Source organism: Oliverpabstia sp., from assembly GCF_022785585.1.
Taxonomy (GTDB): Bacteria; Bacillota; Clostridia; order Lachnospirales; family Lachnospiraceae; genus Oliverpabstia; species Oliverpabstia intestinalis.
Window position 1 is genome coordinate 1 of the sequence record NZ_JALFPR010000159.1, and the last position, 24,978, is coordinate 24,978.

The window sequence follows — 24,978 nt, forward strand, 5'->3', positions numbered from 1 at the left end:
TGAGCAGGAACTGTTCTACCACATCGTTGCTGACGGAGCAGAACAGATCGTAAAACCTGCGCAGGCTGCAGTTGTCACCCGTGTACTGGAAGCAATCTATGAGTCTGCAAAGAGCGGTAAGACAATTTATTTTGATTAAAAGAGTTTTTTGGAAGCTATATTCAATAAACAGAGGGTCAGTCGTGATGGACTGGCCCTTTTCAAATGCCTGTTTCCTGGATAAATCGTAAAAATTTCGAAAATGGTCGGTGAAGCAATCTTGAAAGTTAATTATCAAAATGCTAATATAGTACGGAGTGTCATGTATTATCCCTGTAAATAACAGTAAAATCATGGAAAATGATTTACAGGAAGATGAACGTGGAAGAGAATGATACAATGGATTAGAAAGAGGTATTTTATAATTTGAACTCAAAAATATCAACAAATGTATTTGAAGAGGCCGGAATAACGCCGGAAACCCTTATAAAACTGGGACTTCCGCAAGACAGTAGGTCATTATCACCGATGATGGTCCATTACTGTCAGACAAAATGTGCGTATAAAGATTCGATTCTTTTTTATCGTCTTGGGGACTTTTATGAAATGTTTTTTGAGGATGCGAAAACTGTCTCCCGTGAACTGGAACTTACACTTACCGGCAAAGACTGTGGTCTTTCTGAACGGGCTCCGATGTGCGGGATTCCGTATCACGCAGCAGAAACATATATCAATCGTCTGATCGATAAAGGGTATAAAGTAGCCATCTGCGAACAGGTAGAGGATCCGAAAACGGCAAAGGGAATCGTAAAAAGAGAAGTGACCCGTGTTGTGACACCGGGAACGAATCTTAATATGCAGGAACTGGATGAAGGAAAGAATAATTATCTGATGGCCATCGTATGTGTGGGGGATCATTTTGGGGTATCCACTGCAGATATCACAACCGGTGATTGCTATGTGACAGAGATTGATGAGGAGCGGAAACTCTGGGATGAGATCAATAAGTTCCTTCCGGCAGAGATCATCTGTAATGACGCTTTTCTGGTCTCCGGTGTGGATGTGGACGACCTGAGGAACCGTCTGCATATCTCTGTGTTTGCACTGGAATCCTGGTATTTTGGAGATGATCTGTGTAAGCAGACATTACTGGAGCATTTTAAGATTTCCTCTCTTGAGGGGCTGGGACTGGCTGATTATGACAGCGGTGTGATCGCAGCCGGTTCCCTGTTCCGGTATCTTCTGGATACCCAGAAAAATACCATGGAGCATATGAATAAAATTATCCCGTATACTACAGAACGCTATATGGTTATCGACAGTTCTTCAAGAAGAAATCTGGAACTGGTGGAGACCCTGCGGGAAAAACAGAAACGCGGCTCCCTTTTGTGGGTGCTGGATAAGACGAAAACTGCCATGGGTGCCCGTATGCTGCGAAGCTTTGTGGAACAGCCATTGATCGATGCAGATGCGATCAACGAACGACTGGATGCGGTAACGGAACTGAACATGCAGGCGATGCTTCGCGAGGAGATCCGGGAATACCTGAATCCGATATACGACCTGGAACGTCTGGTCAGTCGGATCAGTTATCGTTCTGCGAACCCGAGAGATCTGCTGGCATTTAAAATGTCTCTGGAAATGATTCCTCATATTAAGAATCTGCTGGCGAACTTTACCAGTCCGCTGCTGGTACGCATTAACGAACAGATGGATGGCCTGGAAGATCTGTATACACTGTTAGAAGCCTCCATTACGGAAGATCCACCACTGGCAGTCAAAGAAGGCGGGATCATCCGGGAAGGCTATAATGAACAGGTAGATACCTATCGGAATTCCAAAACCCAGGGAAAATCCTGGCTGGCACAGCTGGAAGCAGAAGAGAAAGAAAAAACCGGTATCCGGAATCTGAAGATCAAATATAATAAAGTATTTGGCTATTATCTTGAAGTGACGAACAGTTTTAAAAATCTGGTGCCGGAATACTATACAAGAAAACAGACGTTGACCAATGCCGAGCGCTATATCACACCGAAGCTAAAAGAACTGGAAGATATGATCCTCGGTGCGGAAGATAAATTATTTGCCCTGGAATACGATCTGTTCTGTCAGGTGAGAGAAGAACTGGCTGCACAGATTCCGCGAATCCAGGAGACAGCGAAAGCCATCGCGCAGCTGGATGTCTATGCATCGTTATCTGTGGTCGCCCAGCGCAATAACTATGTACGCCCAACAGTCAATACAAAAGGTGTGATCGACATCAAAAATGGCCGCCACCCGGTTGTTGAAAAGATGATCAACAACGATATGTTTATTGCAAATGATACCTATCTGGACAACGGCAGCAAGCGTGTCTCCGTGATCACCGGACCGAACATGGCAGGAAAATCCACTTATATGCGGCAGACTGCCCTGATCGTTTTGATGGCGCAGATTGGTTCTTTTGTTCCGGCAGAAAAAGCAAAGATTGGTGTGGTAGACCGGATTTTCACCCGTGTCGGAGCTTCGGACGACCTGGCCAGCGGACAGAGTACGTTCATGGTGGAGATGACAGAGGTGGCCAATATTCTTCGCAATGCGACTGCGAAAAGTCTGTTGATCCTGGATGAGATTGGCCGTGGAACCAGTACCTTTGACGGACTATCCATTGCCTGGGCAGTTATCGAACACATCAGTAATACAAAACTTCTGGGGGCAAAGACTCTGTTTGCTACCCACTATCACGAACTGACAGAGCTGGAAGGAAAGATTCCGGGCGTTAATAATTACTGTATCGCGGTGAAAGAACGGGGCGATGATATCGTATTTTTACGAAAAATCGTAAAAGGTGGTGCCGATAAAAGTTATGGTATCCAGGTGGCAAAGCTTGCAGGTGTTCCGGATAGTGTTCTGGATCGTGCAAAAGAACTGGTGGATGAACTGGTACATACGGATATTACCAGTACATTTAAAGATCTGGCAGAGAATTCCAGAAAGACAAAACCGAAAGCCGTACATTATGATGAAGTGGATCTGGAACAGATTTCCCTGTTTGATACGGTACAGGATCAGGATATCATAGAGGAACTAAAAAATCTGGATATTACGATGCTGACACCGATGGATGCGATGAATACGTTATATCGGTTACAGAATAAATTAAAAAATCGATGGTAAACGAAATATAGCAGATGTTATAGCTTAGGAAGGAAATAGATCGATGAAACGACAGATTTCAGTCTTGGATCAGAGTACAATTGATAAGATTGCAGCAGGAGAGGTGGTGGAGCGCCCTTCTTCGGTTGTAAAAGAACTGGTGGAAAATGCCATTGATGCGGGAGCCAGTGCGATTACTGTGGAGATCAAGGAAGGCGGTACCACATTTATCCGTATCACCGATAATGGTACAGGTATTGAAAAAGAACAGGTTCCGCTGGCATTCCTTCGTCATGCGACCAGCAAGATCCGTAAAGTGGAAGATCTTTCGTTGATTTCTTCTCTTGGATTTCGTGGCGAGGCGCTGTCGAGTATTGCTGCTGTTTCCCGTGTGGAACTGATCACAAAACCCCATGAACAGCTGATCGGAGTCCGCTATCAGATTGAGGGCGGTATGGAAAAGGGAATGGAGGAGATCGGTGCGCCGGACGGAACGACTTTCCTGATACGGGATCTGTTTTATAATACGCCTGCAAGGGCAAAATTCTTAAAGACACCGACTACAGAAGCCGGTTATATCAGCAGTTTTATCGAACAGCTGGCACTGTCGCATCCGCATATTTCTTTCAAATATATGCAAAACGGTCAGACGAAACTGCATACTTCCGGAAATAATAATCTGAAAGAAGCGATTTATCAGATCTACGGGAGAGATATTACCAGGGAACTGATTGAGATCCATACAAAAGACCGGGAAGAGACGATCCGAATCGATGGATTTATCGGGAAACCGGTAATTTCCAGGGGAAACCGTAATTTTGAAAATTATTATGTCAATGGACGATATGTAAAGAGTAAGATCGTGACAAAAGCAGTGGAAGATGCTTATCATACGTTTATGATGCAGCATAAATATCCGTTTACCTGTCTTCATATTCAGATCAAAGGCTCTGATGTGGATGTCAATGTGCATCCGACCAAGATGGAAGTACGTTTTTCTGATCAGGAACTGATCTACCGACAGATTTATCAGACAATTATACAGGGTCTGCAGCACAAAGAACTGATTCCACAGGTGACGATTGGAAAAGACCGTTTGGCGGTACGTCCTGCGAACCGGGATAAAGCACCGGAACCTTTTGAGGTACAGCGCCGGCAGATCGAACAGCCGAGAGGATATCAGATGCAGCAGAAAGTGCAGCCGGAAGAGTTGAAAAACCGTGCGAAAGCGGCTAACCCGATAGCTGACAGGACAGTAGCAGTGGCAGCTTTCGGTGAAGAAACTCACAAAGGATCGGTTGTAAGGGAGCAGGGAACGGGATGTTACGGAGAAAAGCGTGAGACTGGATACAGGAATGAGAATCCGGCGAAGCAGAATCCGAATTTGCAGGCAGGACAAGTCGTTTCAGACAGAAGAGACAATATAGCTGCTCCGGGTGTTCAGAAGGCTGAACAGATGGATCTTTTTGACGGAAAACTGCTAAGTCCGGAAGCAAAAAAACATCACAAGATCATCGGACAGGTTTTTGATACGTACTGGCTGGTACAGATGGAAGATAAACTGTATATCATTGACCAGCATGCGGCTCACGAAAAAGTGTTGTATGAACGAATCGTAAAAGAGATGAAAGAACGGAATGTAAGTTCACAGATCGTCAGCCCGCCGATCATCATTTCTCTGAATCTGGAAGAACAGGAGAAAATGAAAAAGTATCAGAATATTTTTAAAACCCTTGGGTTTGAGATTGAATCCTTTGGAGGAAGGGAATACAGTATCCGGGCAGTGCCGCAGAATCTGTTCGGAATGACAGAACAGGGATTTTTTATTGAAGTACTGGATCATCTGGAGGAGGATCCATCCTCAAAAACGCTGGATGTCCTTTCGGATCGGATGGCGACCATGGCGTGTAAGGCAGCGGTGAAGGGAAATCAGAAGTTATCGCTTCGGGAGACAGAAGCACTGATCGATGAACTGTTGCAGTTGGAGAATCCGTATAACTGTCCCCATGGCCGACCGACCATTATTTCCATGACCAAATACGAACTGGAAAAGAAATTTAAGCGGATTGTGTAGGTGAACAGAGTGAAGAAACCTTTGATTATATTAACAGGTCCTACTGCAGTAGGAAAAACAAGCCTTTCCATTGCACTGGCAAAAGCGGTGAACGGAGAAATTATCTCCGCGGATTCCATGCAGGTCTATCGTCATATGGATATCGGTTCCGCAAAGATTCGACCGGAGGAGATGCAGGGAGTCCCCCATCATCTGGTGGACTGTCTGGAGCCGGATGAAGAATTTAATGTGGTACGGTTTCAACAGATGGCAAAAGAAGCCATGAAAGGAATCTATGACCGCGGGCGGATTCCTGTACTGGTGGGCGGTACCGGATTCTATATCCAGGCAGTAACCGGAGATATTGATTTCACTGTGCATGGAGAGGATACGACTTATCGGCAGATGCTGGAAGAAAAAGCAAAGACTGAGGGAGCGCAGGTGCTTCATGAGATGCTTGCTGCTGTGGATCCTGCATCTGCGGCGGCGATTCATGCAAACAATGTAAAACGGGTGATCCGTGCACTGGAATATTACCGGCAGACGGGAAAGCCGATTTCTCAGCATAATGAGGAGCAGCGCCAGAAAGAGTCCCCATATAATCTGGCGTATTTTGTGTTAAATGATGAAAGAACCCGTCTGTATGAACGAATCGATGCCAGAATTGACCAGATGCTTGCCGATGGATTGATCGATGAAGTGAAAAGACTGAAAAAAATGGGCTATCATAAAGGAATGGTGTCCATGCAGGGACTGGGATATAAAGAAATTCTTTCTTATCTGGATGGTACCTGGTCGCTGGAAGAAGCGATTTATGTATTAAAACGGGATACCAGACATTTTGCCAAGCGGCAGATCACCTGGTTTAAGAGAGAACGTCAGGTGGAATGGTTTGACAAGCAGGATTTTGGGTATGATGCACAGGTGATTCTGGATGCCATGCTTGCTTCATTAAGAGAGAAAAAAATAATCAGGTGAGCGTGGAAAATTTCAAATAAATTATAAGATATGCATGAAAGGAAAAACAGAAAATTATGGATACGGCAATAACAAAAGAAATGTACAAAGAAATGGGAATTGATGGGAAAGTCTATTCTTTCGGACAGGAAATTGCTGAGAGTCTGAAACAACGATTTGAGGAGATCGATCGTGTGGCAGAGTATAATCAGTTGAAGGTGGTTCATGCCATGCAGCAGTGTCGTGCCAGTGAAGCCTGCCTGTATGCTTCCAGCGGTTACGGATATAACGATGTGGGAAGAGATACCCTCGAGGAGATTTACGCGGCTACATTTCATACAGAATCCGCTCTGGTACGTCCACAGATTGCCTGCGGAACCCATGCGCTTGCTGTTGCACTGGCAGGTAACCTGCGTCCGGGAGATGAACTTCTCTCTCCGGTAGGAAAGCCATATGATACTTTGGAAGAAGTGATCGGTATCCGGCCATCAAACGGTTCTCTGGCGGAATACGGGGTTTCCTATCGGCAGGTGGATCTGCTGGAAGATGGTTCTTTTGATTTTGAAAATATCAAAAAAGCAATCAATGAGAAAACAAAACTGGTAACTATCCAGCGTTCCAAGGGGTACCAGACCAGACCTACACTTTCTGTAGCAAGGATCGGACAGCTGATTGATTTTATAAAAGAGATCAAACAGGATGTGATCTGCATGGTGGATAACTGTTATGGTGAGTTTGTAGAAACGATAGAGCCTACAGATGTAGGAGCAGATCTGATAGTAGGTTCTCTGATCAAGAATCCAGGTGGCGGACTGGCTCCGATCGGTGGTTATATTGCAGGAAAGAAAGAATATGTAGACAACGCAGCATACCGCCTGACTTCTCCGGGACTCGGAAAAGAAGTAGGGGCAACACTGGGCGTAAATCAGTCTTTCTATCAGGGATTTTTCCTTGCACCAACAGTTACGGCAGCGGCTCTGAAAGGTGCGATTTTTGCAGCCAACGTGTATGAACGTCTTGGCTTTGCAGTAGTTCCGAACAGTACGGAGAGCCGCCACGATATCATTCAGGCAGTCACCTTCGGAGCACCGGAAAAAGTAATTGCTTTTTGTAAAGGCATCCAGGCAGCAGCGCCGATCGACAGCTATGTGGATCCTGAACCCTGGGCGATGCCGGGATATGACAGCGATGTGATCATGGCAGCAGGTGCATTCGTACAGGGTTCTTCTATTGAACTGAGTGCGGACGGACCGATCAAGCCTCCGTATGCGGTATATTTTCAGGGCGGACTGACCTGGCAGCATGCAAAACTTGGTATTATGATGAGCTTGCAGAAACTATATGAAAAAGGACTGGTAGAACTTCCATGAAAAGAGTTGTGATCATAGGCGGTGGGGCTTCCGGAATGATGGCAGCGATCCAGGCCGCCCGGGCGGGAGCCGCGGTTACGCTTTTAGAACACAATGAGAAACCCGGGAAAAAGATTCTTGCAACAGGAAACGGACGATGTAATCTGACAAATCTTGTACAGGAACCTTCCCGATATCGGAGCAGCCAGCCGGATTTCCCATGGAAAATCATTACACAGTATCCATTAGAAGATACACTGGCATTCTTTTCGGAACTTGGAATCTATATAAAAGACCGGGGTGGCTGGGTATATCCGTACAGCGATCAGGCAGCAGGTGTTGCACAGGTTCTCGAGATGGAAGCAAGACATCAGAAAGTGAAGATAAAAACTACGGAAGAGGTGACAGATATTCTCCGGGAAGATGACCGGTATCTGGTGAAGACAGCTACCTGGAAGTATCCCTGTGACAGCGTGATCGTAGCCTGCGGAAGTCCGGCGTCAAATGTAGAGGGGAGCAGTGCAACAGGTTATGCACTGGCCGAAAAACTGGGACACGCAATAGTGAAACCGTTACCGTCGTTGTGTGGAATCCGTGGAAAAGACAATTATTATCCGAAATGGGCAGGAAGCCGGATGGATGGCCGCATCATTTTGGAAGTGAACGGAAAAATCATCGGACAGGAACAGGGAGAGATTTTATTTACGGAATATGGAATATCCGGAATCAGTGTTTTCCAGCTGAGCCGTTATGCAGTGCGTGAGGCTGCGGAAGGAAAAACAGCTGTTTATCATCTGGATCTGATGCCAAAGCTGACAAAAGAAGAACTCGTACAATATCTGGCAGACAGACAACGGCAGAATGGCACTTATAAGAATCCACAGGAATTACTGATCGGACTGCTTCCGAAGAAGATAATAGATGTTCTGGTAAAGAAAACTTATGAACCGGAAAAGATCGCAGAGAAATTAAAAGACTGGCAGATATCTGTAAAAGGAGCATACGCACTGCGACAGGCACAGATCTGTTCCGGAGGTGTGGATCCGGAAGAACTGACGGATCACTTAGAATCCCGTCTCTATCCGGGAGTTTATTTTGCAGGAGAAGTGATCGATGTGGATGGTCCATGTGGTGGATATAATCTACAGTGGGCATGGTCGAGCGGAGCAGTGGCCGGAAAAGCTGCGGCCAGGGAAGGGAAAATATTATGATTCGTATTTCACAGTTAAAATTGCCGGTGGATCATACTCCGGATGCACTGGAAAAGAAAATCTGTCAGCAGTTAAAGATAAAAAAAGAAGAGATTTCTTCCTGGAAGATTGTACGCCGATCCCTGGATGCACGGAAAAAGCCGGATTTGAAATTTGTTTATGTGGTTGATGTGGATACCCCCAAGGAACGGAAAATCCTTCATCGCATGCAAAAGGTTAACGATAAAAATATTATGTTAACAAACAAAACGGAATATCAATTTCCTGCAGGAGGAACTGAGAAACTAAAACAGCCGCCGGTTGTCATCGGAAGTGGTCCGGCAGGATTGTTTTGCGCATGGGCACTCGCAAAAGCAGGACTTCGACCGGTTGTTTATGAGCGTGGAGAGAAAGCATCAGAACGAAAGAAAACGGTTGATCAGTACTGGAAAGACGGTATTCTGGACCCGAACAGCAATGTGCAGTTCGGTGAAGGGGGCGCCGGTACATTTTCGGATGGCAAATTGAATACTCTGGTAAAGGATCCGGTGGGAAGACATAGAAAAGTATTGGAGATTTTTGTTCAGGGAGGCGCACCGGACCACATTTTATATGAACAGAAACCCCATCTTGGTACGGATCAGCTGATTGGTATCGTCACATCGTTGCGGGAACAGATTGAACAGATGGGTGGGAGATTCTGTTTTACAAAACAGGTAACAGATCTGGATATCTGCGATGGAAAGATCTGTCGGATCCAGCTGAACCGGAATGAGTGGATAGAAACACAGGTCTGTATTGCGGCTGTTGGACACAGTGCCAGAGATACCTTTTCTATGTTAAAAAGACATGGGATCTATATGGAAGCAAAATCGTTTGCGGTAGGTGTGCGTATCGAACATCCGCAGAAGATGATCAATCTGAGCCAATATGGACAACCGAAGGTAAAAGAACTTGGTGCTGCCAGCTATAAACTGACACATCAGCTGGAAAACGGAAGAGGAATCTATTCGTTCTGCATGTGCCCGGGTGGTTATGTAGTGGATGCTTCTTCTGAAAAAGGTTATCTTGCGGTCAACGGTATGAGTTATCAGGCACGGGACAGCCGGAATGCAAACAGTGCTATGATCGTAACGGTTTCACCGCAGGATTATGTGACGTATGGAATGGAGTATCTGCAGCGGATGGGGGAGGATGCTCTTGCGGCTGAACTGGATCAGAATCCACTGGCAGGAATATTCTTTCAGCGGTATCTGGAGCAGAAAGCTTATCAGCTTCATGAAGGCAGGATTCCCGTACAGACCTATGGTGATTTTCATGAAAGAAAAGAGACAAAAGCTTTTGGTGAAGTTGAACCATGCATCCGTGGAAGATATGCTATGAGTAATCTGCGGGAGATCTTCCCGGATTTTCTGGCAGAATCGCTGGATCTTGGAATCGCTGCCTGTGGAAGAAAGATTCATGGATTTGACCGACCGGATGCAATCCTTTCCGGTGTGGAGAGCAGAACCTCTTCTCCGGTCCGGATCTCTCGAAACGAGCAGATGGAAAGTAATGTCCGGGGGTTTTATCCCTGTGGAGAAGGTGCCGGCTATGCCGGTGGGATTACTTCAGCTGCAATGGACGGTCTGCGGGTGGCCGAGGCTGTCTGTAAAAAATATTGCTTATAAATCAGGAATCTTGAATTCACAGAAAATTTATGATAAGATAAATCAAAGTCTGGCAAACAGACTTTCGCTCTCAGCCTGAAGAGATCCTGGCAAGGAGAGCTATTTATGAAATATTCACAACGTATTCAGGAACTTCCGCCGGACGAACGCCCATATGAAAAATGTCTTCATTCCGGACCGGAGAAGCTGACAGACAGCGAACTTCTGGCTGTTGTTCTACGATCCGGTACCCCTGGAAGCTCCTCTGTACAACTGGCCGATGAGGTTTTGCATCTTGGACAAAATGAACAGGGTCTGCTTGGAATCTATCATCTTTCCATGGAAGATCTGATGCAGATTCGGGGAATCGGCCAGGTAAAAGCCGTACAGATCAAATGTATTGGAGAACTATCCAAGCGGATTGCAACCAGAGAAGCCGGAAAACTTCTGGATTTTCACAGTCCGGACACAATTGCAGCGTATTATATGGAACGGATGCGGCACGAAGAGCAGGAGCAGATGATTTGTACGATGTTAAATACAAAAAATCAATTTTTAGGTGACGAAGTGATCTCGAGAGGAACAGTTAATTCTTCTCTGGTATCGCCAAGAGATCTCATCCTTGCGGCCTTTCGTCACCGGGCTGTCTATATGATCCTGGTGCATAATCATCCCAGCGGTAATCCGGAACCAAGCAAAGACGATCTTCTTTTTACAAAAAGAGTATGGGAAGCCGGAGCACTGGTAGATATTCCACTTCTGGATCATATTGTGATAGGGGATCAGCAGTATTTCAGCTTTCGACAGGAGGGGTTGCTTTCCTGACAGAGATATTGCCGGAATATAGCGGTTCGGTGAAAGCGGTGAACCGTTATGTTGGGATATGCAAAACAGAAGGGATATGCATTTATGTTTAAAAACCATGTATATGGAATTGACCTGGGCAGTAATATGATCAAGATTTACTCTCAGAACAGTAATGAAATCTTAAAAGAGAAAAATATGATTGCCATTCGCAACAAAGATACTGTACTTGCCGTTGGAGATGAAGCATATGAAATATACGAAAAGAATCCGACAAATGTAAAGGTATCTTCTCCGATGCTCAATGGTATGATCGCAAACATCAGTCACCTGGAGATCATGCTTCAACTGCTGCTGGACAAGACCGGACGCAGCGTTGGGCGGCACCCGGTGATTTATTTTGCTGTTCCGGTAGATATGACAGAGATAGAAAAGCGTGCATATTACAGTATCGCCCATACCGGACAGCTCAGACAAAGTAAGGTACTTCTGGTGGAACGTCCGATTGCAGATGCACTGGCACTTGGCATTCCGATCATGCGTACCAAGGGATCCATGATCGTAAACATTGGAGCAGCTACAACAGAGATTTCTGTTATTGCAGATACCCGTGTGATCATCAGTAAGGTGATACCCGTAGGCGGTGACCGTCTGACACAGGATATCCTAACAACGATCCGCAGAAAGCTTAATTTTTCTATCAGTGAACGTACAGCCGGAAGATTGAAAGTATCTCTTGCAAATCTGGAACAAGATACGAAGGATGCGAGAAAAATCATCGGTATTGACTGTGTGAGCGGTTTGCCAAGAGAACGCGTGATTACTTCTCCGGCAGTAAATGAGGCGATCACTCCGGCGATTTGTGAGATCATCACAGAGATTCGGGCTTTTCTGGAGCGTATTCCACCGCAGATACATAAAGTGATCTTATCAGAAGGGATCTATCTTACCGGTGGCAGTACACATCTGCCATATATTGACAGGGTTCTGTCCAGGCAGATCGGCTGCCCGATCCTGCTGTCACATTATTATGAACTGTGTACGATCTATGGGCTGAAAGAAATTATCACCCACGATGCACTTCATCACTGGGCTTTCACTCCCAAAAAACAGAAATAAGGAGCTGTCATGAAAAAAAAGAACCAATATAAAATGAAAACAAAACATCTGATAACTATGATGACAATCCTGTGTCTCGGACTGATCGTCCTGTCTCTTTCAACCAGTTTTTCTTTTGCACCGGTGCGTAATGTCCTGGGTTATGTGATTGTTCCTTTTCAGAATGGGATTAATGAAGTGGGAAACTGGATGACGGATCAGAAAAACGGATTCCAGAGTATGAAAAAGCTGTCTGCGGAGAATGAAAAACTTCAGAAACAGGTGGATGAACTTCAGGCTAAAAACACCACACTGTCTCAGGACCAGGAAGAACTGGATCGTCTGAGAACATTGTATAACCTGGACACAGACTATTCGGAGTTTGAGAAAGTCGCTGCGCAGGTGATCGGAAAAGATACCGGTAACTGGTACAGCACGTTCCTGATCAACCGGGGAAGTTCAGATGGTATTGCGGTAGATATGAATGTTATCGCGGATGGTGGTCTGGTAGGAATCGTTACGGAAACCGGGGCACATTGGGCTACGGTTCGTTCGATCATTGATGACAGCAGTAATGTCAGCGCAACTGTCACATCCATTTCTCAGAACTGTATGGTAACGGGAGATCTGCAGATGATGGACGACGGTAAGATCCGTTTTATTCAGCTGACAGATAAAGAGGATCAGGTACAGGAGGGAGATAAAATCGTAACCTCTTCTGTCAGTAACAAATTTTTAAAAGGAATTCTGATCGGTTATATCAGTGAGGTTTCTACAGACGCCAATAAACTGACCAAAAGCGGTACGATCATTCCGGCAGTGGATTTTAATGATATTCAGGAAGTCCTGGTTATCAAGGAACTGAAGCAGCAGAAGACAGAGGATGTGACTTCGGAGGAATCACAGACACCAGATGACAGCACAACTCCGACACCGGATCCGACGCAGGATGCACAGGAGGATGAGAAACAATGAGAAGAAAGCTGATTCTGGCGGTATTGATTCTGCTGGCATTTGTCTTACAGGGAACCGTGTTCCAGACACTGTCCATCGCTTCCATCGTTCCCAATCTGCTTTTGATCCTCACAGTATCGTTTGGATTTATGAGAGGAAAAAAGGAAGGAATGTTCGTAGGATTTTTCTGCGGTCTCCTGATTGATATTTTTTATGGAAGTATGATTGGCTTTTATGCCCTTATTTACATGTATATTGGATTTTGCAATGGCTTTCTGTATAAAATCTTTTTTGATGAAGATGTAAAAGTGCCAATGGTACTGGTTGCCGGCAGTGATATCGCATATGGAGTACTTGTATACGGATTGCAGTTTATGCTCCGTGGGCGGCTGGATTTTTTCAGCTATCTGCAGCATATTATTCTTCCGGAGATGGTATATACAGTACTGCTTACAGCAGTTTTATACCGACCGCTCTATCGATTAAACCGCTGGCTTACGGAAAATGAATGGGAGGGACCCAAGTTACCTTGATGAGACGACCAAAAAAAAGACATAAAAAATTTATTATTCCACGGACTACAGTGCTGATTTTTATTTTCGCAGCTCTGAGTATGGTATTGATTCACCGCCTGTTTTCTCTGCAGATCATCCATGGACAGGAATATGCGGACAATTTCAGTATTATGACGACAAAAACGAGAACACTGAAAAGCACCCGAGGAAATATCTACGATCGAAACGGTCAGGTGCTTGCTTCCAACGAACTGTCCTATTCGATCACGCTGGAAGACAGTGGTGACTATGCAAATAATACAGAAAAAAACCGCAGCCTGAATGGAGAAATCTACAAGATTATCCAGATTATCGAAAGCAACGGAGATGCTATCAGCAGTGATTTCCGTATTAGTGTCGACAGTTCCGGAAACTACAGTTATGATGTGGAGGGTACAACACTGTCACGTTTTAAAGCGGATGTGTATGGACACAGTTATATTGACGATCTGACAACAGAGGAGGCAAATGCTTCCGCTCAGCAGATGGTAGAAGATATGCTGAAACGATATGAAATTCCATATGATCACAGTGACTATAAGGCTTCGGAACTGAAAAAAGCGCAGGAAGCCGGTCTTCCGGAGCAGCTGACAAAAGAAGAAACATTGAAGATTATATCGGTAAGATATGCACTTTCCACAACCAGTTTCCGAAAATATATTCCGGTAACGATCGCAACCGATGTTTCTGAAAATACGGTAGCTGCGATCCAGGAAAACAAGAGTCTGCTGGAAGGTGTGGATGTGCAGGAAGATTCCGTGCGTGTCTATACCGATAGTATTTATTTTGCACCGCTTCTTGGATATACCGGAAAGATTTCTTCGGACGAACTTGCAGATCTGCGGACAGAGAATCCGGATGCAGGTTACAGCACTACTTCTATTGTAGGAAAATCCGGTCTGGAGAAGGTTATGGAGTCGACGCTTCAGGGAAAAGACGGATCGGAAAAAGTATATGTAGATTATTACGGAAAAGTGTTACAGATCGGTGAAGATTCCAAAGAAGATCCGGTACAGGGCAATAATGTATATCTTACTATCGATAAAGATCTGCAGATTGCCTGCTACAAGGTGCTTGAACAGAAGATTGCCGGTGTGCTGGTAGCCAATATCCAGAACATCAAGACTTTCAAAGCAGATGAAAATACCGATGCATCCACGATCCCGATCCCAATCTATGATGTGTATTATGCGCTGTTAAATAATTCCGTAATCGATATCGATCATTTTACGGCAGCAGATGCCTCTGAGACTGAGCAGAAGATTGCGGCAGCATTGGAACGGAAGCAGGAAGAAATCTTCCGGAAAGTGGACGAACAGCTGACCGGAAGTGATACAAAACCATATAAAGACCTCAGCGAGGAGATGAAGGGATATGTCAGCTATATTGTCAATGATCTGCTGATGGACAAAACAGGTATTCTTTCTGAGACATCCATCGATAAGAATGATGAGATGTACAAGGCATGGACGAAAGATGAGACAATTTCTCTTCAGGAATATCTTACCTATGCGGCAAGCCAGAACTGGATCGATATTTCCAAGTTTTCAGATAAAAACACATATCTGGATTCCACAGAAGTATACCAGGAACTATCTGCATATATTTCAGATTATTTGTCTACTGATCAGGACTTCAGTAAGATGTTATACAAATATCTGCTTCTGGACGATGAAATTACAGGAAAGCAGCTGTGTACAGTACTGTATGAACAGGGAGTCCTTTCCACCGATGATGAGGACTATCAGAACTTCAAAGCCGGAAATCTTTCTGCGATGGATCTGATGCTTCATAAGATCAGTTCTCTGGAAATCACACCGGCGCAGCTGGCACTGGATCCTTGTTCCGGTTCTGTTGTTATCACAGATCCGTCCACCGGAGAGACACTGGCATGTGTATCTTATCCGGGATATGATAATAATCGTCTTGCTAACAATATGGATACAGATTATTACAGAAAACTGAATAAAGATTTGTCTACACCATTTTATAATAAGGCGACACAGGAACGTACGGCACCAGGTTCTACATTTAAACCGGTAACAGCGATTGCCGGTCTGTCAGAAGGAGTTATTACAGATAATGACTACATTTACTGTGGCGGCCGATTTGATAAACTGCAGGGAGCACCACTGAACTGCTGGTTGCTGAGCGGACATGGTGCACTTTCTATCAGGGATGGTATTGCCAATTCCTGTAACGTATTTTTCAGTGAAACCGCTTATCGTCTTGGACAGAATGCAGAAGGAACATTTAATGATAATACAGCGATGCAGCAGCTGATTAAGTATGCGAATCTGCTTGGGCTGGATAAAAAGTCCGGGCTGGAGATTTCTGAAGCATCGCCACAGGTTTCCAACGAACTGCCAATCCCGTCCGCTATCGGACAGGGTACTCACAGTTATACCACGTCTCAGCTTGCCAGGTATGCAACGGTTCTGGCGAGCAGTGGTAATGTATATAATCTTTCACTGTTAGATAAATCAACAGATTCCGATGGAAATCTGATTGAAGATTATACTCCGGAAATGATTGATCATGTGGAACTGAGTCAGGGGATCTGGGATGATGTCCATGTCGGTATGGAAGGCGTTATTACCAAATCCAACTGGGGTATTTTCCAGGATCTGAACGTTACACTTGCAGGTAAAACCGGTACAGCACAGCAGAGTAAAAACCGTGCAAACCACAGTTTATTTATCGGTTATGCACCGGCAGATAAACCACAGATTGCGTGGGCAATCCGTATTGCAAACGGTTATGCGTCAACAAACTCCGAACTGGTGGCAAAGGATATTCTGAACTATTATTTCGGACTGAAAGATGAAACAGAGATTCTTACCGGACAGGCAAGTACAGCCAGCAATTCCAACGCAGGTACAGACTGATCGAGATGCAAAAGACAGACAATATGAACAAATATCAGGAGGATTGGATATGAGTGAAGTAATTGTTGTTACATCCGGGAAAGGCGGGGTCGGTAAAACGACAACTGCTGCCAATATCGGTACCGGACTTGCGGCACTGGATAAAAAAGTAGTTCTGGTAGATACAGATATCGGCCTTCGAAATCTGGATGTGGTACTGGGACTAGAAAACCGAATTGTGTATAATCTGGTAGATGTCATCGAAGGAAACTGTCGATTAAAACAGGCGCTGATCAGGGATAAACGGTATGCCAATCTGTTTTTGCTTCCATCTGCACAGACCAGAGATAAAACCTCTGTTACACCGGAGCAGATGAAAAAATTATGTGAGGAACTGAAAAAACAGTTTGATTACATCCTGCTGGATTGTCCGGCAGGAATTGAGCAGGGATTTCGGAATGCCATCGCCGGAGCTACCAAAGCTCTGGTAGTGACAACACCGGAGGTTTCAGCGATTCGTGATGCGGATCGGATCATTGGTCTTCTGGAAGCGGAGGATCTGAGAGATATCCGTTTGATTATCAATCGCCTCCGCATGGATATGGTAAAACGGGGAGATATGATGTCCGTGGAGGATGTGTCGGATATTCTGGCAGTACCTCTGATCGGCATCCTCCCTGATGACGAACAGGTTGTAATTGCTACGAATCAGGGAGAACCTCTGGCAGGCAAGCCAGGTCTGTGCGGACAGGCTTATCTCAATATCTGTCATCGGCTTCTTGGTGAAGAAGTCCCCTTCCAGGATCTCGATGTGAAAAAAGGAATTTTGGGACGATTGTTTGGCAGATAGGAGGGAAGCAATGAGTATCTTCGGCAAAAAACGGAAAGCCTCTGGCACCATTGCAAAAGACAGACTCAAACTGCTTCTTATATCGGATCGGGTGAGCTGCTCACCTCAGACGATGCAGATGTTAAAAAACGATATGATAAAAGCTGCGGGAAAATACATACCTGTTGATGCAGGAAAGGTGACAATCTGTTTTCATCAGTCACCACCCGTTCTCACAGCAGATATACCGTTAAAATCCAGAAAGGATACAGGATCTTAACATGTTTAAACTTTACAGATTGAAAAATTATAATTTCCGGCTGATCATCTGGCTTCTGATGATCAGCGGAATCGGAGTGCTGCTGGTGGGAAGTGCAAAAGCTTCTCTGCAGTCGAGACAGCTGATCGGTGTGATTCTTGGTCTCGTGGTGATGGTTGTAGTTTCTTTGATGGACTACAGCTGGCTGTTGAATTTTTACTGGATCATCTACGGGGTAAACATTATAATGCTCCTGATCGTTCGGTTCTTCGGGGATTCTGCAGGTGGTGCTACCCGATGGCTGGATCTTGGCTTTGTACGTTTTCAGCCGACCGAGCTTTCGAAGATCTTGCTGATCATGTTTTTTGCTCGCTTTCTGATGGATCACGAAGATACCCTGAATACCTGTAAGACTATTCTGGCTTCCGTAGTGCTCCTTGCAGTGCCGCTGGTTTTAATAAAGATTCAGCCGGATCTGAAAAACACGATCACTGTTACGATTATATTCTGTCTGATGATGTATGTGGCAGGACTGAGTTATAAGATCATTGGTGGTATTCTGGGAGTTGCCATTCCGCTGGTTATTGTGGCATTCATTCTGATCACACAGACAGATATCAAGATTATTGACTCCTATCAGAAAGACAGAATCATGTCCTGGATGTACCCGGAAGACGAGACCTACAAAGATGATGTTATCCAGCAGCAAAATTCAATTACAGCTATTGGTTCCGGTGAACTTACCGGAAAAGGATATAATAACAACAAAGTTTCCTCTGCAAATAAAGGAAATTTTGTTACTCAGATTCAGACAGACTTTATCTTTGCGGTTGCAGGTGAAGAACTTGGGTTCATCGGAAGCGTTTTTATCATATTACTCTTGTTCCTCATTGTGGTTGAATGTATAATTACAAGCAGAAAGGCCAAGGACCTGTCCGGTAAGATTATATGTTGCGGCGTAGCAGGCGTCGTTGGCTTCCAGAGTTTTCTGAACATCTGTGTAGCCACCGGCGTTCTTCCAAACACAGGAACACCGCTTCCCTTTGTAAGTTATGGTTTGACATCTCTGGTCAGTCTGTATATTGGTATGGGTCTGGTATTAAACGTAGGTTTGCAAAACAGAAGATATTTGGGAGGAGAAAAAAATGAACATTGGCTTCATCGCACACGAATCTAAGAAAAAACTGCTTCAGAATTTTTGTATTGCATACAGAGGAATCCTCAGCAAGCATCAGCTTTATGCCACCGGGACATCCGGGCGTCTGATTGAGTAGGCTACGAATCTGGACGTCCATAAACTTCATGCGGGACATGTGGGCGGCGAACAGCAGATGGCATCTATGATTGAACAGAATCAGATGGATCTGGTGATTTTCCTTTGCGGACCATAACAGGAGAAAAAGCATGAACCGGATGCACATAAAATTTTCCGTTTATGTGATACACATATTATTCTGCTGGCAACAAATCTTGCCACAGCGGAACTTCTGATCAAATCCCTGGAAAGAGGAGAACTTGACTGGCGTGAAATGTATAAAAAATAGAAAACGATTATTGAAACTTATCAAAAAAAAGTATCGGGATACACTGATTCTTACAGGGATTCTGATTCTGTTTTTTGGTGTGGGAATTACCGCACTCGTACTTCTCCGCCGCTCTTCACAGCTGGATATGACTTCAGCTTATTCGGTAAAAGAAGAGATGTACGGTACACATGGTGCAGAAATCAGTACACAGAAAGCCGATTCCTTTGCCTCGTCATATGCAGTTTCCTCCGGAAATATGAGTCTGGAAGGTGTTGCGATCAGTGATACGACAAAAGCCGGTCTTTTCGATCTGGATCATGGATCTGTGATGTTTGCTCAGAATATTCATGAAAAATCATATCCGGCGAGTATCACAAAAATTATGACAGCGATTCTGGCATTTAAGCATGGGAATATGGACGACATAGTGACAATTCCGGCAGAGGCTCTGAACCAGGAATCCGGTTCCACAGAGATTGGCTTTCAGGAAGGAGATCAGGTAACACTGGATGAACTTCTTCATGGTCTGCTGATCTATTCCGGGAATGATGCTGCGGTTGCTATAGCACAGCATATCGGCGGAAGCGTGGATCAGTTTGTGGAAATGATGAATCAGGAAGCACTGGAGCTTGGTGCAACCAATACACATTTTGCCAATCCTTCAGGACTGCAGGATGAAAATCATTATACAACAGTATACGATATTTATCTGATGTTACAGGAAGCGATGACGTATCCACATTTTCTGGAGATTGCACAGCTTAGTTCTTATAATCTTACCTGTAACAGAGGTGAGCAGGAAGTAACTTTTCATCTGGATGCTACCGATCAGTATCTGACCCGTCAGGTGACGGCACCGAAGAATGTGACGGTGCTTGGCGGTAAGACCGGTACAACATCAGATGCAGGCTCCTGTCTGGCACTGTTGAGCCAGAATGCCTATGGGGAACCGTATATTTCTATTGTTCTTCACGCGGCAAATAAGACGAATCTGTACACGTATATGAATCAGTTGCTTTCTGCGATCAATCAGTAGAATCAGCTGATTTTCAAAAATATCAGAAACAGGAAAGAAATGCACCAGGCGTTGTGCGTTTATTTCCTGTTTTTTTTGAAATTTTTCAGATTTTTTCAAATTTACCATTGTATTTCTTGGTGAAATATTCTATAATTACAACAACAGAACAGTACTTTTTGGTAATATATACCAGAAATCAAAGGAGGAAACTGCTATGGTTCAATTAATTGTAGGCAAAAAAGGTAAAGGAAAAACTAAGCAGCTTTTAGATAAAGTGAACGGAGCCATTAAAGTTGCTGAAGGTAACATTGTATATCTGGATAAAAGTTCCAAACATATGTATGAACTGAACAATAAAATTCGTCTGATTGATGTATCCGGATATCCGATTAAAAATGCAGATGAATTCATCGGTTTTGTATGTGGTATTGTATCTCAGGATCATGATCTTCAGGAAATGTATCTGGACAGCTTCCTGAAAAATGCAAAATTGGAAGGAAAAGATATTACCGATGCACTGCATCAGTTAAAAGATATTTCCGAGGCATATAAAATTAATTTTGTATTAAGTGTTTCCATGGATAAAGAAGAATTACCTGCTGAATTTCAGGATGATATCATCATTGCCTTGTAAAACTGTAGCAGATGAAAAGAGGGTTGCCTGTTGGCGACCCTCTTTTCATGTTTTACGCGAGTAACGAGCCAAAGTCCGTGCATGCACGCGACCCTGGTGATTGCCACGATAACTATGAGAAACTCGCGGAACGTGTTTCTCATAGTTATCCGCAGCTTACGGGTTAGTGTCGGCGAGACGACTGAAAAAGGTGCAAAGGTACAGACCGCTTAATCCAACCAGGATATAGATGATCCTGGAAAGCCAGGATAAATTGCCGAACAAGAAAGCAACCAGATCGAATTTGAACAGTCCTACCAGCCCCCAGTTAATTGCACCTGTGATTGTCAGTATCAGTGCTGTATAATCCAAACCTTTCATCTTAATTTGATCAACCTCCTGTTTTTTTCGTTATCTCCAGTATTTCCACGATTTCACAGAATATGCATATTTTTTTTCTTGTGTATTCGTCAGAGGAATGATAGAATAATTTTATATGAGTATAAGTCAGAAAAACGAAGGGGAGTGTTTTCATGACTACAAAAAGGAAAAATAAAATATCCGGATGGTTTCGTAAGATCCCGTTAAATATAGGAACCTTTATCTTTGGGGCACTTTTTGTGTATATGGTAATTACGGTCATTCTGTATCTTACTGCAGATCATATTCAGTCCTATCAGGTGACCGCAGGTCCCTTATCCAATAATAAGACATATACAGCACTGGCAATCCGTGAAGAATCTGTGGTAAATACGAATGCCGCCGGTTATATCACCTATTATGCAAGAGAGAACAGTAAAGTTGGAAAATCCGGAGCAGTCTATACTCTGGGGGACACTCCGGTGCAGGCTGCAGTCAATGAACTGACCGAACAGGATTATGCCGGAATCCGCTCTTCCATTGCAGGATTTGCCTCCACATATGACAGTGACAACTTTTATGATGTTTATAATTACAAATACGAGCTGGAGGGATCTATTCTCCAGTACAGTGGTCTTCAGACGGATGACTCCACGGAAACTACGCAGACGGCCAATGGACAGACAATTTACCGGGCAGCACAGGATGGTATCGTTGTTTATGCAGTGGATGGCTACGAAGGGATTACAGCAGATCAGCTGACGGCAGATCTTTTTAGTAAGAAAAACTATCAGATTACCAATCTTCAGAAAGAACGAAAGGTATCCTCCGGGGATCCTGTGTATAAACTGATAACCAGTGAGACCTGGTCAGTAGTGATACCGCTGAGCACAGATCAGATTGTTTCACTGGCAGAAAAAAAGACGATCCGAGTGAAGTTTTTAAAAGATGATGCCACGCAGACAGGTTTACTGACCATTGTTACCGGTGAAGACGGCAATTATTACGGCAAGATCACATTCAGCCGTGGAATGATTCGCTATAGTGGTGATCGCTTTCTGAATATTGAATTGGTAACAAACACACAGACAGGATTAAAGATTCCGCTCAGTTCCATTGTGAAAAAGAACTTTTATGTGATTCCGAAAGAATACATTGCTACTGATGAAGAAGATGGTGATGCCGGCTTCTACCGAAAGGTTACCAGAAGGGGAAAAGATGATTCCTCTGAATTTGTCAAGGCTACGATTTATCAGGAAGACGATGATTACTATTATGTGGATATGGATACTTTTCAGGACGGAGATGTGATTTTGAAGCCTGACAGCCAGTCTGTTTATGAAATAAAAGAAAAGAAAGCATTAGAAGGTGTGTATTGTATTAATAAAGGCTATGCTGTTTTCAGGAAAATCGTCATGATTGAACAAAATGATGAATATTGTATAGTTGAGACAGGTACCACCTATGGACTTTCCCAGTTTGATTACATTGTCAGAAACGGAAATACCGTGAAAGAAGACGATATTCTGTTTAAATAAAGACTTACAAAGGAGAATAATGTATGGTAGCAGAACAGTTACAGAACGTACGAGCTGAGATCAGAAAAGCCTGTGAAAAAAGCGGTCGGAATCCGGAAGAAGTAACTCTGATCGCAGTCAGTAAGACAAAACCGATTTCCATGATTCGGGAGGCGATGGATGCAGGACAGACGATCTTCGGAGAAAATAAGGTACAGGAACTTTGCACCAAATACGAAGAACTTCCGAAAAATCTCGAATGGCATCTGATCGGGCACCTGCAGAGGAATAAAGTAAAATATATTGCAGATAAAGCAGCACTGATTCATTCTGTGGATTCTCTGCGTCTGGCAGAAACAATCAACCATGAGGGAGAAAAGATTCAGAGAGTGATTCCTGTCCTGATTGAAGTGAATGTTGCGCAGGAGGAAACAAAGTTTGGAGTATCAGTGGAAGAAACCATGTCTTTGATTGAGGAGATCTGTAAGCTTCCGTATGTGCAGATTCAGGGACTGATGACAATTGCTCCATATGTACCGGATCCTGAAGAAAATCGGCCTGTTTTCCGAAAATTGAAACAATTAAGTGTTGACATAAGCAGTAAAAACATGAATAATGTACATATGGATATTCTGAGTATGGGTATGACGAACGATTATCAGGTAGCTGTTGAAGAAGGTGCCACTATGGTTCGTGTTGGTACCGGTATTTTTGGTGAGAGAGATTATTCCAAAACAAAATAGATAGGAGATAAAAAATGAGCGTTTTAGATAAGTTTTTAGATGCCATCCGTTTAAATGATGATTTTGACGATGATGATGAATTCTTCGATGATGAAGATTTGGAAGCCCTTGACGAGGAAAAACCGAAACATCGTTTCTTTAAAAAACTGGATGACGATGATGATGAAGATGAAGAAGTTGAATATGTAAAACCGGAGAAAAAAGTGGCACCAAAGCAGACAAAAGCTCCGAAACAGACTGTAAAGCAGGCAACTCCGTCTGCATCCAGCAAGATCACTCCGATGAGAAAGAAAAACAGCGGAAATGGCACGATGGAAGTCTGTGTGATCAAACCTTCTTCCATGGAAGACACCAGAGAGATCGCAGATACTCTGATTGACCGTTGTACTGTAGTACTGAATCTGGAAGGTATTGATGTAGATGTGGCGCAGAGAATCATAGATTTTTCTTCCGGTGCATGCTATTCTATCGCAGGAAGTCTGCAGAAGATTTCCAGTTATATTTTTATCCTGACACCAGCCAATGTGGAAATTTCCGGTGATTTCCAGGAAATATTAAGCGGCGCTTTTGACGTTCCTTCTGTTCGGACAAACTTCTAAGATGAAAGAACAGGAAGTACAGTTCAGAAAGCGGCTGGCAGATCTGGCAAGAACAGCCTATTATCGGGAGATTCCTATGTTTACGGATTTTCTGGATTTGAATGAACTTCATATGGTACATAGCTTTCGACCGGAGGAAGCGGGTATTATGATCCGTACCTTCGGTGGCTATGAAGAAGCAGAGCGTCAGATAGCAGCATTTCTTCCTGATGCTCTTTCTTATGATTATGGGGAAAAAGAGTGTTTTCTTTCGATGTATCCGATTCGGTGTATCCGTATCTCGCCTTGTTCCGGAAAATTCAGTGAGACGCTTACTCATCGGGATTATCTGGGAGCCCTGATTCACCTGGGAATCGAACGCTCCAGACTTGGGGATATAGTGATCAAGGGCCAGGATGCGTATGTATTCTGCCATGCACAGATGGAAGAATTTCTTATGCAGAACATTACCAGAATTCGGCATACAACAGTGAAAGTGTCCGCTGTTGAGAATCCGGACGACCTTCCGAAACCACAGTTTCAGGAGATCCACGGGACAGTCAGTTCAGTACGGCTGGATGCGATGATTGCTCTGGCATTTTCGTCATCCAGAAGTAGTATGCTGGGATTGATCGAGGGCGGAAAAGTTTTTGTCAATGGTAAAATGGTTGTATCTAACGGACATCCTTTAAAACCGGAAGATATTGTGTCGGTCCGTGGATATGGAAAGTTCCGCTATGACGGAATGGCGGGAACAACAAAAAAAGGACGGTGCAGTGTTACCGTACAGAAATATATATAACGTATTCTCAAATACGATCCTGCATTTCCACAAAAATAAAACAGGATGTAACTGTTCAGTAACTTCACAGTTACGAGCAAAAATGCATTTAAAATCACCTTCGGTGATGGCATTTTTGCTTGTATGTCTCGGGATTTTGGCATA

21 protein-coding genes and 1 pseudogene are annotated in these 24,978 nt (G+C 44.0%); 21 read left to right on the forward strand and 1 reads right to left on the reverse strand.

Going from position 1 to position 24,978, the window contains the following annotated elements; all coding sequences use genetic code 11:
* The first annotated feature begins 507 nt into the window (after positions 1 to 507).
* The 17 genes and pseudogenes from mutS to MSA64_RS11265 all read left to right on the forward strand — a co-directional run bounded on the left by mutS (position 508) and on the right by MSA64_RS11265 (position 20,855).
* On the forward strand, positions 508 to 3,135 hold the full coding sequence (gene mutS, locus MSA64_RS11185; RefSeq protein ID WP_287891654.1) for a DNA mismatch repair protein MutS: 2,628 nt from the start codon (positions 508 to 510) through the stop codon (positions 3,133 to 3,135).
* Positions 3,136 to 3,178: 43 nt separating this feature from the next.
* Complete coding sequence (mutL, locus tag MSA64_RS11190) at positions 3,179 to 5,188, forward strand: DNA mismatch repair endonuclease MutL (protein WP_287891647.1); 2,010 nt, start codon at positions 3,179 to 3,181, stop codon at positions 5,186 to 5,188.
* A 9-nt stretch (positions 5,189 to 5,197) separates the two neighbouring features.
* A complete protein-coding gene (gene miaA / locus MSA64_RS11195) occupies positions 5,198 to 6,145 on the forward strand; it encodes a tRNA (adenosine(37)-N6)-dimethylallyltransferase MiaA (RefSeq protein WP_287891648.1) in 948 nt (315 codons plus the stop codon).
* 56 nt (positions 6,146 to 6,201) lie between these two features.
* Positions 6,202 to 7,494 carry a methionine gamma-lyase family protein gene (locus tag MSA64_RS11200; RefSeq protein ID WP_154431202.1) on the forward strand — a complete coding sequence of 431 codons (1,293 nt, stop codon included), beginning with the start codon at positions 6,202 to 6,204 and terminating at the stop codon, positions 7,492 to 7,494.
* Entirely contained in the window at positions 7,491 to 8,684 is a 1,194-nt protein-coding gene (locus MSA64_RS11205; RefSeq protein WP_287891650.1) for an NAD(P)/FAD-dependent oxidoreductase, read from the forward strand. The genes MSA64_RS11200 and MSA64_RS11205 overlap by 4 nt, the downstream gene beginning before the upstream one ends.
* The gene (locus tag MSA64_RS11210) at positions 8,681 to 10,333 is read left to right on the forward strand and encodes an NAD(P)/FAD-dependent oxidoreductase (protein WP_277663934.1); all 1,653 of its coding nucleotides are present in this window, start codon (positions 8,681 to 8,683) and stop codon (positions 10,331 to 10,333) included. Before MSA64_RS11205 ends, MSA64_RS11210 begins: the two co-directional genes overlap by 4 nt.
* A gap of 105 nt (positions 10,334 to 10,438) precedes the next feature.
* Positions 10,439 to 11,137 (forward strand): RadC family protein, encoded by a 699-nt coding sequence (gene radC, locus MSA64_RS11215; RefSeq protein WP_287891651.1) that lies wholly within the window; start codon positions 10,439 to 10,441, stop codon positions 11,135 to 11,137.
* Positions 11,138 to 11,185: 48 nt separating this feature from the next.
* Positions 11,186 to 12,235: a rod shape-determining protein gene (locus tag MSA64_RS11220; protein WP_235904317.1), complete on the forward strand. Its 1,050-nt coding sequence runs from the start codon at positions 11,186 to 11,188 to the stop codon at positions 12,233 to 12,235.
* Between the two features lie 9 nt (positions 12,236 to 12,244).
* A complete protein-coding gene (mreC, locus tag MSA64_RS11225; protein WP_106493037.1) occupies positions 12,245 to 13,189 on the forward strand; it encodes a rod shape-determining protein MreC in 945 nt (314 codons plus the stop codon).
* A complete protein-coding gene (gene mreD / locus MSA64_RS11230; protein WP_022172526.1) occupies positions 13,186 to 13,701 on the forward strand; it encodes a rod shape-determining protein MreD in 516 nt (171 codons plus the stop codon). Before mreC ends, mreD begins: the two co-directional genes overlap by 4 nt.
* On the forward strand, positions 13,701 to 16,610 hold the full coding sequence (locus MSA64_RS11235; RefSeq protein WP_235904336.1) for a penicillin-binding transpeptidase domain-containing protein: 2,910 nt from the start codon (positions 13,701 to 13,703) through the stop codon (positions 16,608 to 16,610). Before mreD ends, MSA64_RS11235 begins: the two co-directional genes overlap by 1 nt.
* Positions 16,611 to 16,659: 49 nt before the next feature.
* On the forward strand, positions 16,660 to 17,439 hold the full coding sequence (minD, locus tag MSA64_RS11240) for a septum site-determining protein MinD (RefSeq protein ID WP_022172524.1): 780 nt from the start codon (positions 16,660 to 16,662) through the stop codon (positions 17,437 to 17,439).
* 10 nt (positions 17,440 to 17,449) lie between these two features.
* Positions 17,450 to 17,698 carry a cell division topological specificity factor MinE gene (minE, locus tag MSA64_RS12125; RefSeq protein ID WP_022172523.1) on the forward strand — a complete coding sequence of 83 codons (249 nt, stop codon included), beginning with the start codon at positions 17,450 to 17,452 and terminating at the stop codon, positions 17,696 to 17,698.
* A 1-nt stretch (position 17,699) separates the two neighbouring features.
* Positions 17,700 to 18,854 carry an FtsW/RodA/SpoVE family cell cycle protein gene (locus MSA64_RS11250; protein WP_022172522.1) on the forward strand — a complete coding sequence of 385 codons (1,155 nt, stop codon included), beginning with the start codon at positions 17,700 to 17,702 and terminating at the stop codon, positions 18,852 to 18,854.
* A pseudogene (locus MSA64_RS12130) lies at positions 18,823 to 19,221 on the forward strand (methylglyoxal synthase). The gene MSA64_RS11250 and the pseudogene MSA64_RS12130 overlap by 32 nt, the downstream one beginning before the upstream one ends.
* Positions 19,222 to 19,231: 10 nt before the next feature.
* Positions 19,232 to 20,239 (forward strand): D-alanyl-D-alanine carboxypeptidase family protein, encoded by a 1,008-nt coding sequence (locus MSA64_RS11260; RefSeq protein ID WP_287891652.1) that lies wholly within the window; start codon positions 19,232 to 19,234, stop codon positions 20,237 to 20,239.
* A 196-nt stretch (positions 20,240 to 20,435) separates the two neighbouring features.
* Positions 20,436 to 20,855: a twitching motility protein PilT gene (locus tag MSA64_RS11265; protein WP_154431207.1), complete on the forward strand. Its 420-nt coding sequence runs from the start codon at positions 20,436 to 20,438 to the stop codon at positions 20,853 to 20,855.
* A 156-nt stretch (positions 20,856 to 21,011) separates the two neighbouring features.
* Here the strand turns inward: MSA64_RS11265 and MSA64_RS11270 are convergent, their stop codons facing one another.
* Positions 21,012 to 21,215 carry a DUF378 domain-containing protein gene (locus MSA64_RS11270; RefSeq protein ID WP_022172518.1) on the reverse strand — a complete coding sequence of 68 codons (204 nt, stop codon included), beginning with the start codon at positions 21,213 to 21,215 and terminating at the stop codon, positions 21,012 to 21,014.
* A gap of 152 nt (positions 21,216 to 21,367) precedes the next feature.
* Here MSA64_RS11270 and MSA64_RS11275 point away from each other — a divergent pair, with 152 nt between their 5' ends.
* From MSA64_RS11275 to MSA64_RS11290, 4 genes are read left to right on the forward strand one after another with little or no spacing between them, the layout of a single operon-like run.
* Positions 21,368 to 22,732, forward strand: a complete 1,365-nt coding sequence (locus MSA64_RS11275) for an HlyD family efflux transporter periplasmic adaptor subunit (protein ID WP_154431209.1) — start codon at positions 21,368 to 21,370, stop codon at positions 22,730 to 22,732.
* Between the two features lie 23 nt (positions 22,733 to 22,755).
* Positions 22,756 to 23,454: a YggS family pyridoxal phosphate-dependent enzyme gene (locus MSA64_RS11280; protein WP_022172516.1), complete on the forward strand. Its 699-nt coding sequence runs from the start codon at positions 22,756 to 22,758 to the stop codon at positions 23,452 to 23,454.
* A 14-nt stretch (positions 23,455 to 23,468) separates the two neighbouring features.
* Entirely contained in the window at positions 23,469 to 24,053 is a 585-nt protein-coding gene (locus MSA64_RS11285) for a cell division protein SepF (protein WP_022172515.1), read from the forward strand.
* A 1-nt stretch (position 24,054) separates the two neighbouring features.
* Positions 24,055 to 24,834 carry a YlmH family RNA-binding protein gene (locus tag MSA64_RS11290; protein WP_287891653.1) on the forward strand — a complete coding sequence of 260 codons (780 nt, stop codon included), beginning with the start codon at positions 24,055 to 24,057 and terminating at the stop codon, positions 24,832 to 24,834.
* Positions 24,835 to 24,978: the final 144 nt, after the last annotated feature.